This window comes from uncultured Paraglaciecola sp., from assembly GCF_937123705.1.
GTDB lineage: Bacteria > Pseudomonadota > Gammaproteobacteria > Enterobacterales > Alteromonadaceae > Paraglaciecola.
On the sequence record NZ_CAKZKO010000080.1, the window covers coordinates 1 to 10,821 of the forward strand.

General features: G+C 45.8%; 17 protein-coding genes. 8 read left to right on the forward strand and 9 right to left on the reverse strand.

Annotated features, from left to right (window positions below):
• Nucleotides 1–73: 73 nt before the first annotated feature.
• The gene (locus Q0688_RS11510) at nt 74–763 is read right to left on the reverse strand and encodes a site-specific DNA-methyltransferase (protein ID WP_299076395.1); all 690 of its coding nucleotides are present in this window, start codon (nt 761–763) and stop codon (nt 74–76) included.
• A 136-nt stretch (nt 764–899) separates the two neighbouring features.
• On the reverse strand, nt 900–1,154 hold the full coding sequence (locus tag Q0688_RS11515) for a hypothetical protein (RefSeq protein WP_299076398.1): 255 nt from the start codon (nt 1,152–1,154) through the stop codon (nt 900–902).
• A gap of 48 nt (nt 1,155–1,202) precedes the next feature.
• On the opposite strand from Q0688_RS11515, the gene Q0688_RS11520 reads away from it, so the two are divergent.
• Nucleotides 1,203–1,481 carry a hypothetical protein gene (locus tag Q0688_RS11520; protein ID WP_299076401.1) on the forward strand — a complete coding sequence of 93 codons (279 nt, stop codon included), beginning with the start codon at nt 1,203–1,205 and terminating at the stop codon, nt 1,479–1,481.
• A 121-nt stretch (nt 1,482–1,602) separates the two neighbouring features.
• On the opposite strand, the gene Q0688_RS11525 is transcribed toward Q0688_RS11520, so the two are convergent.
• The 7 genes from Q0688_RS11525 to Q0688_RS11555 form a co-directional block, all read right to left on the reverse strand.
• The gene (locus Q0688_RS11525; protein ID WP_299076404.1) at nt 1,603–2,343 is read right to left on the reverse strand and encodes a phosphoadenosine phosphosulfate reductase family protein; all 741 of its coding nucleotides are present in this window, start codon (nt 2,341–2,343) and stop codon (nt 1,603–1,605) included.
• A gap of 70 nt (nt 2,344–2,413) precedes the next feature.
• A complete protein-coding gene (locus Q0688_RS11530) occupies nt 2,414–2,659 on the reverse strand; it encodes a hypothetical protein (protein ID WP_299076408.1) in 246 nt (81 codons plus the stop codon).
• Nucleotides 2,660–2,706: 47 nt separating this feature from the next.
• Entirely contained in the window at nt 2,707–3,066 is a 360-nt protein-coding gene (locus tag Q0688_RS11535; RefSeq protein ID WP_299076411.1) for a hypothetical protein, read from the reverse strand.
• Between the two features lie 76 nt (nt 3,067–3,142).
• Nucleotides 3,143–3,376, reverse strand: a complete 234-nt coding sequence (locus Q0688_RS11540) for a hypothetical protein (protein ID WP_299076414.1) — start codon at nt 3,374–3,376, stop codon at nt 3,143–3,145.
• A 263-nt stretch (nt 3,377–3,639) separates the two neighbouring features.
• The gene (locus Q0688_RS11545; protein ID WP_299076417.1) at nt 3,640–4,527 is read right to left on the reverse strand and encodes a DNA cytosine methyltransferase; all 888 of its coding nucleotides are present in this window, start codon (nt 4,525–4,527) and stop codon (nt 3,640–3,642) included.
• Nucleotides 4,528–4,529: 2 nt separating this feature from the next.
• Complete coding sequence (locus tag Q0688_RS11550; RefSeq protein ID WP_299076419.1) at nt 4,530–4,727, reverse strand: hypothetical protein; 198 nt, start codon at nt 4,725–4,727, stop codon at nt 4,530–4,532.
• 388 nt (nt 4,728–5,115) lie between these two features.
• Nucleotides 5,116–5,598: a helix-turn-helix transcriptional regulator gene (locus Q0688_RS11555; RefSeq protein WP_299076422.1), complete on the reverse strand. Its 483-nt coding sequence runs from the start codon at nt 5,596–5,598 to the stop codon at nt 5,116–5,118.
• Nucleotides 5,599–5,691: 93 nt separating this feature from the next.
• Here Q0688_RS11555 and Q0688_RS11560 point away from each other — a divergent pair, with 93 nt between their 5' ends.
• The 7 genes from Q0688_RS11560 to Q0688_RS11590 all read left to right on the forward strand — a co-directional run bounded on the left by Q0688_RS11560 (nt 5,692) and on the right by Q0688_RS11590 (nt 10,774).
• The gene (locus Q0688_RS11560) at nt 5,692–5,922 is read left to right on the forward strand and encodes a helix-turn-helix transcriptional regulator (RefSeq protein ID WP_299076425.1); all 231 of its coding nucleotides are present in this window, start codon (nt 5,692–5,694) and stop codon (nt 5,920–5,922) included.
• Nucleotides 5,919–6,377 (forward strand): phage regulatory CII family protein, encoded by a 459-nt coding sequence (locus Q0688_RS11565; RefSeq protein ID WP_299076428.1) that lies wholly within the window; start codon nt 5,919–5,921, stop codon nt 6,375–6,377. The genes Q0688_RS11560 and Q0688_RS11565 overlap by 4 nt, the downstream gene beginning before the upstream one ends.
• A 546-nt stretch (nt 6,378–6,923) precedes the next feature.
• On the forward strand, nt 6,924–7,136 hold the full coding sequence (locus tag Q0688_RS11570; RefSeq protein WP_299076431.1) for a hypothetical protein: 213 nt from the start codon (nt 6,924–6,926) through the stop codon (nt 7,134–7,136).
• Nucleotides 7,137–7,140: 4 nt separating this feature from the next.
• Nucleotides 7,141–7,413 carry a hypothetical protein gene (locus Q0688_RS11575; RefSeq protein ID WP_299076434.1) on the forward strand — a complete coding sequence of 91 codons (273 nt, stop codon included), beginning with the start codon at nt 7,141–7,143 and terminating at the stop codon, nt 7,411–7,413.
• Complete coding sequence (locus tag Q0688_RS11580) at nt 7,410–9,656, forward strand: VapE domain-containing protein (protein WP_299076437.1); 2,247 nt, start codon at nt 7,410–7,412, stop codon at nt 9,654–9,656. Before Q0688_RS11575 ends, Q0688_RS11580 begins: the two co-directional genes overlap by 4 nt.
• Before the next feature lie 325 nt (nt 9,657–9,981).
• Complete coding sequence (locus Q0688_RS11585; protein WP_299076440.1) at nt 9,982–10,179, forward strand: hypothetical protein; 198 nt, start codon at nt 9,982–9,984, stop codon at nt 10,177–10,179.
• On the forward strand, nt 10,169–10,774 hold the full coding sequence (locus Q0688_RS11590; protein ID WP_299076443.1) for a hypothetical protein: 606 nt from the start codon (nt 10,169–10,171) through the stop codon (nt 10,772–10,774). The genes Q0688_RS11585 and Q0688_RS11590 overlap by 11 nt, the downstream gene beginning before the upstream one ends.
• Nucleotides 10,775–10,821 lie beyond the last annotated feature (47 nt).

The window sequence follows — 10,821 nt, forward strand, 5'->3', positions numbered from 1 at the left end:
ATAACAACGGTGTTAAATCATTCGTTTTACTCATTTGGACTCACTCCTTCGTCGTTCGCCATTTACACAGGGGTTATGTTGCACTAATTTTATCTCGTGCAATCTTAAAGTATTCTTTGTCTAATTCTATTCCTATGAATTTACGGTTTAAGTTTTTAGCTACCACCCCCGTAGTCCCACTACCCATAAATGGATCAAAAATAGTGTCACCCTCATCCGTTGACAGGAGTATACATCTTTTCACTAATTCTTCCGGAAAAGTACAAACATGATTTACGTTCTTTGTTGGCGGTATCTGCCATACAGTCGTATAACCCATGTCATTAAACTTATCAGGCTTTCCAATTTGGTATATCCTTTCGTCTGACATTCGACACCTTCTATTCGCATGACCTGTTGTGCCTCTCCTATCCCACACCACTTCACACCATATAGGAAACTGGTCAAGCCATTGTAAAGGGTGGTAAATCTTAGAGGGTACTTTGTGCTTGTTTCTTGAGTGCCAAGCGTATCTGACCTTGTGGTTATAAAACACGCTCCCTCTTGCTATCCTTAACATCTCTCTAACGCAATCCTGCTGCCATTGTTGGTATTCTATCTCAGGCATATCATCGGAATACCACCCATCATAATTACGTTTAGAACTCCCTCCTCCTGATGCCTTTTTATTTAAGTTGTAAGGAGGGCTGGTTACAATAATGTCGACTGAGTTTGTATCCATCCCTTTCATCACCTTAAGACAATCCCCTTGTACTAATTCCATCGCTTTGTTCTCCTGTATTTAGTTCGTGCAACATAACAAGGTTTTCAAAAGGACTAAAACAGTTGGTCGCTTTTGGCTTGCTATGCCGTATTAATTTAATTTTATGTTTATTTCGTTTTAGCCTATTAAAACGAGGTTATATGTCAGTGGCACCACACCACCGTTCAATTTTGTCTACTACAGGCTGCCAGTCGCATTGCCAGTAGCGATGCTCGCATTCAGGGTCACCAAGGCAGTCAACGTTCAAAGCTCCCTTGCTTGGCTTGCCTGTTTCCGTTTCCCACTGTATGGCCTCACACCCAAGCTGGCTGCCGCATTCAGGACAAACAACAACGGCCTCTGGAACAGTTTCATAGTTGCCATATAACAATGCGTTCAATTCGACAGTCATACGCTTCGCTCCTTCCTGCAAATTAACATTAGGGTTAGAGTAAAAACCATGGATAAAGAATTTGATATAAAGGAGCACATTAATTTTATACATCAACGAATTGAGAGGCTCAGTAACGAGAATCTTGAGCTTCGGCTTCTTGTGTTGTCGCTTCTCTATTCTCATCATGACCCCGAAAACCTCGCACTTTCAATTGAAAAGCAAAAAGAAATTTTCTTAGCCATGGGCACACCAAAAAGCATTTCTGATGAGACTTTGTCTTATGTTCACAAGAAGGCTTTAAAAGCAATCGAGTGCGTTCTTGCTCAGTCGCAATCTGATGAATAGTCATTTCCCAATCTTTCTCCATGTCTTTTATGTTTGGCATATTCTTTACCTTAATACTCTAACAAAAACTTTAACGCGGATACTCCGCTTCGCTGCGCCCCGGTTAAGTGGGCGTTATGTGTCAAAGGCCGCATCCGAAGAATCCAGCGCATGCGTGTTCTTCGTCTTCGATTGACCCTCTTTTCCTGCCATCTTTAGCCCACGCGACGACACCATGAATTCCCATTGCTCCAAATCGTTTTGGCCTAAACATGGGTCGAGCTATTTCAACTTCTAGATCATTTACTCGCTCAATCTCTCCTGGCGTAAGGCGCAAAAAATCAGGCCTGTTTGCATTCACGCACGGATGGCACTCATCGCTACGATGAGACAGTATCTCGACGCCATATTTATTCAGTATCACGTTTCTTTCTGTCTTTGTGTGCATATACAGCGGGTGCCATAAAGTCCTGCCGCCGTGATACTCTGAGTTAAAGATGAATTCTGGTATATCTTTCCTGTCTTCGCTTTCTGCCCTTCTTTTCCCTATCATCACCATTGCGCTGCGAACAGGATCAAAATCTTCGATCCAATCGAGGAACGGAATACCTTTAAGGAACGCCGTGCAAAATTGGTGCTGGTTGCTTGGGAACCCTTTCCTGTCCAAGACCATTTCGGCCATGCCGCCGCTGTGGATTCTTGCAACATTAATTCCTAACTCTTTTAGCATGTCCTCACATTTATTGACCCGTAAAGGCCATGATGATGCCGCCCAGCCTGTGTCTATATAAACACAGGTCACATCCTCAAGACCCTGCTCATGCGCCCACAGAGCCAGCGCCATGCTATCGTTGCCATAACTTGTAGATATTACATAAGACATAATCACCTCAAAAACACATAACCAAAAACTCTAAGCGACGGCATAAAGCCGCCGCGCTTAAATACAGGTGTTATGTGTATAGGGTCAACTCGCACTTTATGCACTTTTTGCAAGCTGTGCCAAGAGTCTTACTGCCTCTGCACACTACCGCGCCCTCATTCATTTTTTTTGCCAGCTCTTTAGCATCACCCTCATTGTGGCACGGCCACAAGAGCTGCATAGCCGTATCTGTTAGCCGTTTAAAAACACACCACGCGCTACGCTCATGGCTGTACGCAGCACATAACAACGGTGTTAAATCATTCGTTTTACTCATTTGGACTCACTCCTTCGTCGTTCGCCATTTACACAGGGGTTATATTTCTATCCAAGTCCTATGCCACTTTGCTGGCCGTTCGTGTCTTTCTCTAATGCATCAGCAAGCTGTCTTAATGCCCACGCTGCACCAGCAATAGCAACGCTGCGGCATCCATCGCAAACAGGGTTGTTGTAATCAACTTCAAAGTCTTCGACCGTTATGCCATGCTTGTCGATAGTTACTTTTCCAGCTTTTTTTATAAATGGTTTATCTTCTTCGCTCACATTAATCTCCAAACATTTATCTGGCATTGTAGGTTTACCAGGGAACGCTCCCCACTGGCTTTTGCAGTCAACACACTCAAATGCGCCATCATATTCAAATACATGTTTGTGGTTGCCAACTGCTCTCGATCTTAAATCCATAAATAAACCTATATAATTAAAAATATAACAATTCAATCAAACGGACTCCGCTACGCTCCGCCCTTTATTTCCAGCGTTATCTCTCTTTAACCAGCTCACGAAACACCCACGGAATAACCAGGCCAAAGGTGAGCGCTATAATGCCAACCGGATAAATCACTGAAGGCAGTAGCGACCAGAGCCAGTCGTTAGAGTCAAACTCACTTATTGCTTTACTCTCTTCTCGCTTCATTACCTGCAATATAATCAACAGCGTTATCATCGCGGGCAGCACCCAAAAAGATAACAAGTACATCAAAATTGACATCATTCCGCTTTGCTCCATTCGCACTTTATGTTCAACGTTACAAAAGAAACTCAGGAACACCAATAATCAGCAAAATTAAGAGGCTAATAAAAACAAGATAATCTCTGAATATGAGAGTGTAATCCTTGCCATTTTTAAGTGAGCCTATCAATTGCTTGATTGTTGCAGGTGCAAAAGTTATCACGTAATAAATTAATATTATTTGAACGTAAAAAATAAATAAATTGCTCATTGACCTCTCTCCGTTGGGTTAATTGCGATTGTTGTTAGGATGCTTTCTTTGATTTGTCGTATCTGATCATTTCGCGTCCAAACCACTCGCCGACTGGTACTGATACACCGTTTCCTATTTGTCGATAGGCTGATGTGTCGGAAACTGGAAAATGAAAGCTATCTGGTAGGCCTTGAAGTCTTGCGTATTCGCGCACGGAATAGGGTCGCACTGCCATTGGGAATCTTTTGTCTTTAATCAGTCGGGTGCTTTTATCTTTCGCGTAATGAGCGACTGCGGTGGGTGCTAAATCTCCTTTTGTTGGATCGGAGATAATGGGTAGGTCTCTGTACTCGCCGCTCATTCGGGCTTTTATTGCCTTGGGTAGTGTTACCCTTGGGTTTTCTTCAATGATTGCTGACAACGGCACACGCTTTGCGTTTTCTGGTGGTCTAATGTTGAAGTGACGTTTGGTCCCTATGACGATTAGTCTGTTACGTCGTTGTGGTAGCCACTGCTCTGATTTAATAGGGCAAAATACTTGCACGTAATAATCGGGTAGTTTTGTCATTGCTTCCATAACGATTGGAAATGCCCGCATACCAGGGACATTCTCTACACAGTAGAATTCTGGTTTGGCGATGGCTAAGTGTCTTAGCGCGTGCAAAAACAGTTCGTCACCAGTTCTGGTTTTGTGGATGTCAGCAATAGTGGAATATTTTGTGCAGGGGTACGTAAACACCATACCGCTGCAGTCGTCCTGTTCTAACACTAATTGTTCGGCGATATCGCATTGGCGAATATGGTCGCCTACGTTGTGGCGATATGTTTCGCAACAATCTTTGTCTATCTCGAAAGCTTGGTTTATCTGGATGCCTGCATTCATTAGTCCGATATCCATTAACCCTGCGCCGGAGAAATAACTATTTATTGTTATGCTCATTTTTAATACTTTTTTCTAGGTGCGTCGGTTGGTTGATCAGCTCGGCGTTCTTGGGCTTGGATGATAAATGTTGCGTGTTGTCTGGAAAAAGCAGCGGTTCCCTTTGGGTTAGTCCATCGGTCATTTTCGATTTGTTGCCAACCCGCTGCTAGCAGGGACTGCATTTCGGACACGTCTTTTTTATATTGTGCTGATTGCATTTGATTTATGCCTGCTATCGCGTTAGGTAATGGATGTTATCGCGGTGTGTTGGCTTTTGAGTGCCGATGTGTTTTTTGCATTCCGTGATTGTTTGTGGGAGTCGGTGTTTTCTTGCGATGTAGTCCGCCCATTTTAAAGGTGGTAGTCCAGCGGCTTCTCGTCGGACGTTGTAGGCGTCAAACCGTCTTTCGTTGCGGGCTGCTTCTTCGGCCACCCGTTGGTTTTCTATGTGGTTTTGGATGTGTTTTATTAGTGACATTGTTAATTCTCGTTGTAATGTAGCGAGAATATTAGACTAATAAAATGCTAAATACAAGACAAACTAATAATAAATATTTCGAGTGTGCATTAGAAGACTTTATTTGCAGGGTGATGCATTTTGCTTTTTTACCCTATTAAGAGTGTGTCTATTAGTTTTTGGATGGTTTGAGGGGATAGTTGATCGGCTGATGGGTCGGTATAAAGAGTCGTTAGGATCATTATAGTATGTGCTGACCATCTTGCACCTTTTTGCTTTGCTTGCTGGGCACTGATGTGATTTGTGAAGGTATTGGTTGCTCGCTCTGCTGCGTCGAGGGTGCTTATTGGTTTGTCAACAGTTGTGCTGTAGGCTGGTGAGGATTCTTTGACGCTGTTTTCAATCTTAAATAATTGCCCTGCGGTGGTAAGTTCCCCTGGTGAGAGTTTTAGTGCTTTTTCTAATTGTTGGTATTGAGCAAGGTTTTTTGGGTTGTGCTTACCGGCTACCCATGTGGCGATGGTTGCTTGTGATATATCTAATGCTTCCGCGAGTTTCGCTTGTGTTAGTCCTTCCGTTTTTTTTAATTCGGCGAATCTTTTTTTAAATGTGTTTTGCCAATCGTTGTTCATGTTTAATATTTTACCCGCATTAGGTCTCAGGGAAATTAAGCCAGACTAATAATAGTTGCTAATAAAAATCAATTGGTCTAATATTCGTGGCTAATGATTATCCAGCTAAAAAAATATCGTAAAAAACACCAGATAACTCAGAAGCAATTGGCTGATCGGTTAGGTTGTTCACAAGCCAATATCGCGCTCATTGAGTCGGGACGTCAAGATATTGGTGTCCGTAAATTGCATGGTTGGTGTCAGCAATTGGGCGTGAGCCTAGTTGATATTATTCCAGATGCCATACCTGCAGAGTATTCGATGTGGTTAGGTGTTAAAACGTGACTACATCACTAACTGTCACTGACGCGGCTTATCACACGGTTCACGATTACAACGGTGGGGCGGTTTCGTTAGCCCCGCGAGTTGGTATTGCGTCGCCTCGTGTGCTCGATAACAAGGTCAACCCTAATTCTGATACGCACAAGTTAACGCTGAAAGAGGCGTGCAAAATTATCCGTTTAACTAACGACCTGCGTATTTTGAAAGCGATGGCAGAAGAGGCGTCGCATTTGTTAGTGCCGTTGGTGCCTTTTGATGGGGTGTCGGATACAGCGTTGCTAGAAACTTTTACGCGTCTCATGAAAGAGTTTGGCGAGTTTTCCGCCGTTTTCCATGATTCGTTAGCTGATGGTGTTATCACCCGTGAAGAAATTGATCGTTTGCGGGGTGAGTTGCGTGATGTGAATAGCGCGGCTGAAGAGATGATTAACCGAGCTGAGACGTTGGTTGATGATTAATTTGTTTTGTTTCCCTCCTCGGGGCGTTTTCCCTGTTTCCCCGCCTGACATTCGTGTTGGCGGGTTTTTTATTCGGTTGTTTTGTTTTGGTTGATTCGGTGCGTTTGCAGTTGTGCAACCAAACGATGGCGCGGGCGCGCGAGTATTTGAACGCGCCACCACCAGAGTAGGTTTATTGGGCAGCGCTTAGTTTACGGCAACGCCGAATTTTGCTGGCCTTGGTTGGTGTGTCTCGTTCCGTTGGGTGTGAGTCGTGGGTTAATTTTAGTTTGCGTGAGCAACAGTCTATTAGGGTTGAAATTCGCGCGATGGGTGAGTTGGCCGCGAAATTTAAAATAATAAACGAGGGGTGTCTGGATGGTTAGATTGAGGTTGATTTTTTTCTCTATCGTTAATTGCGTTAGCTGGGTTATCCGTTTGTTCGAGGGGCCTGTTCAAAGCAAAGATCAAGCGGTGGCTGAGGTTAAGTTTGTTTTGCTTTGTTGTTTGATGGGAGGCTTTGTTTTTTTGGCGGGTCTTTCTATTTCATTTTTGATGGGGGTGTAAATGGATATTGTTGACATTGCCAATAGAGATACTGATTTGCAGTTGCAGAAACGATTGGATGCTGCCCGGGGAAATGTGCCAGTGCCGGGTAATGGACATTCCGATTGCCAGGAATGTTCGGAGGCTGTTGATGCGGGGCGGCGTAATTTAGGTTATTCGATTTGCTTTGATTGTGCCGAGAAAAACGAGCGCAAAGCGGGTTTCGGTAGATAAGGTTATGACCGACAAGATTCAAAACATACAGTCGCCTACGAAGCGGCTTTTTAGTCCGGTTTGGTCGGCGTCTTTAACGCGGCGGCGAATTAAAAGCGGCAAGGCATTGTTCGGGTTGACTGGGCGCGAGGTTAGGTGCCACAAGTGCCAGCAATATTGGCCGGCCGATACTGAATTTTTTTATTCGGGTATGACTAAGCGCGGCGGTTTGGCCGAATGGTGTAAGGCTTGTTATGAAGAATGGCGAGCTGAAAGGCGAGCGAGACGATTGCAATGACGGATATTAATGATGCTATTCAGTCGGCGCTTGAGCAGTTGGTGTCGTTTGGTTTGCAGGTCAACGATCTTAATGTCGATGGCAAGCTTTGCCGGGTAAGGTCGGAAGGTGATAAAGGAAGTAAAAAATCGGGCTGGTATGTCGCCCACGAATTTAATTTAGATGATGGTCGATCGGTTATTACTGGTCGGTTTGGTAATTGGAAGGGGAGCGGAAGAACGCACGAGTTTAAGTTTGATGCGACGTTTACGCCTGAGCAAAAAGCCGAGCTAGCAAAGCAGCGAGAAAACCAACGAGCCGCTGCGGCTAAGGAAAAAAAGGCACGGCATAAACAAGCGGTTGCCCGTGCAGCTAAGTCGTGGCCTGGCTTGTCGGTTGATGGCAAGTCTGAATATTTAACTCGTAAAAAAATACATCACTGCGGTGCTCGGTTTGCGCGGGGCAGTGTAATTGTGCCGTTGTACAAAAACAAAATATTAACCGGCCTGCAGTGGATTGCTGAAGATGGTAGCAAAAAGTTTATTACTGGCACCGAAAAAGAGGGTGCTTACTTTTATATAAAAGGCACGACCGACCGACAGGTGGTGTGCGAAGGGTATGCCACGGGTTGCTCGATAAGCATGTCAACTGGCCATAGTGTGTTGGTCGCGTTTGATAGTGGCAATTTGCCACTGGTTGTCGATGGTTTGATAGCGGCGGGTACCGATCCCAGTTCAATTATTGTCGCGGCTGATAACGATTGGGAGCTTGCTATCAAGCGCCCTGATATTGGTAATGCCGGGTTAAAAGCTGCGGGCAAGGTGAGTGCAAAGTATTCTTCTGTTTGGGTTGTTTATCCGGCGTTTTCTGACGGCGCGATTAATTGCTCAGACTTTAACGATTTGCATGTCATGCAGGGGCTAGACGCTGTGCGTGATGCGTTTAATAACGCTCAAGCGCCGGAGGCTTTGGGCGAAATTTATTTGCCAGAATACCCGATTGATAGTGAAAATGTGCTGCCTGATGAGTTAGCCGCACCACCATTTAATGAGGACTGGCATCACGCGTTTGTCACGAGCAAATCGGGTGCTCGGGTGCCGTCGGCGGCGAATGTGTTGCTGGCATTAGAGAACGACCCAACATGGGCAGGGAGGTTGGCCTATTGTGATTTTTCCTACAAATTAATTAAGCGAGAGTCGCCCTTGCCCGATATGTTAGCGGGTGAGTGGGAGGATGCCGACACAGCGCGGTTGCGCATTTGGTTGTCGAATACTTGGTGCTTCGAGCCATCCCGCCAAAACATTGCGGACGCGTTGGTAACGGTAGCGCAGCGCAACCGGTTTCATCCCGTGCGAGATTATCTGAATGGTTTGGAATGGGATAGTGTTCCACGCATCGATAAATGGCTGGAAGATGTTTACGAATCTTCAACTGATGCCAGTTATTTGTCGTTGGTAGGCAAGTATTTCCTGATCGGGTCGGTGGCGCGCATCATGCGTCCGGGCTGCAAGATGGATAACGTGATGATTCTGGAAGGCAGGCAGGGCCTGCGTAAATCGACCTCTGTCGCCACACTGTTCGGTGATTGGTTTTCGGATGCACCAATACCTATTGGCGAGAAGGATGCCTATCAGAACATTCAAGGTGTGTGGTGCAGCGAGTTGGCCGAGTTGGATAGTTTCAACAAGGCTGAGTCGAACAGCGCGAAGATGTTTTTCTCGCAAGTGCGCGACCGTTACCGGCCCAGCTATGGCCATTGTGCGCAAGACTTTAAGCGGCAATGTGTATTTATCGGCACCACTAACCAAAGCGAATACCTAAAAGACTACTCCGGCAACCGGAGGTATTGGCCGGTAAAATGCCTTTCGGCTGATATCGAGCTATTAAAAACCAACCGTGACCAATACTGGGCCGAGGCTGTGAGCCGATTTAAGGCTGGTGAACAGTGGTGGCCGGATGATGCAGCGGCTGATGTGTTCGACACAGTGCAGGACGAACGGATGCAGCTAGATCCGTGGCAAATATCAATAGAAGATTACCTACACAAAACCACTCGTGAGTATGTCCAGGCAGATGATGTGCTGGTCGATGCAATCAAAAAAGATATGGCTCAAGTAACGAGGGCAGACCAAAACCGTGTTAGCCCAATAATGAAATCCCTCGGTTGGCGTAACGAGAGAAAGCGAATTCGGTTAAGTGGCAGCGATAAAAAAGTGCAACGTCATGTCTATTTGAACCCTAATTTCAGAGGAATTGCGGCGTGATAGCGTTAATTTGCCTAAAAGTGAGACGACCTGTGACGACCTGTGACGACCTAAATCAAGGGGGGTCGTCACAGCTAAGCGCTTTACTGGGCTTAACTATCAGCCGTTTTGTGACGACCGTGACGACCTATTTCCGCAACATACATGCGTGCGCGCACGCACGCACGCGCACGTACCTATATCTATATTACGTCGTCACAGTAGTCACAAGTATACCGAAAGACAATGGGGCTGCAGGTCTTAGCTGTGACGACCTAGTCAAAATAGGTCGTCACAGGTCGTCACAGGTCGTCACACTTTAAATAATCGAGGATTTATAAAGAAAATGAACTGGACTAAAAAAGAAAGTAATGGCCGAAAGAGTGCAGCGGCTGGTGACTACCGAGTGCATGCCAGCACCGACGACCAAGTTGTCGCATACAGGCTCAAGCCTTTTTTGCCACTGGGTACACATCCAAGTTTTCGTGTCGCAATCCACGTGTGTGAAAGACAATCAGAAATCGAGAATCAAAATGCAGCTTAGTGTTACGGGCGATATCAAAAAAGCCACTCGATTATTGGGTGCAATGAAAAAGCAAATCCCGTTTGCAGCATCGGTGGCGATGAACGACACAGCGACAGATATTCAAAAAGTCGAAAAGTCGGCAATGCACCGTGAGCTGGACAATCCGCGCCCTGCAACAGTCAAAGGTATTCGAGTTAGTCGAAGTAACAAACGATCATTGAGCGCTAGTGTGTTTATTCTGCCAGCGATCAACCAGTTTATTCGCTACCAGGTTGTCGGTGGTGTGCGCCCCCCCCGAAGCAGAACAGAGGCAGTCCCATTCAATATGCGCCTGAACAAGTACGGCAACATTCCAGGAAGACGACAAGGCAAGCTAGCCAAAATACTAGCCAAGCCAGATACATTCAGCGGCACAATTAAAGGTGTGGCTGGTATATGGCAGCGCGGCAAAGGCCGCAACCGAACCTCGCTGACGTTATTGGTTGCCTACGAAAACAAAACAACATACCGCCCAGCCTTTCACTTCTACCGTCACGCCGAACGCACCGCCGCTTCCCGTTGGCCTCGCAACTTCAGCCGCGCTATCAAGCACGCCATCAGGACTGCCCGATGAACAAAAAAAGGTACTCCCTAGCACTCTCCACAGAGGGTAATTCGCAC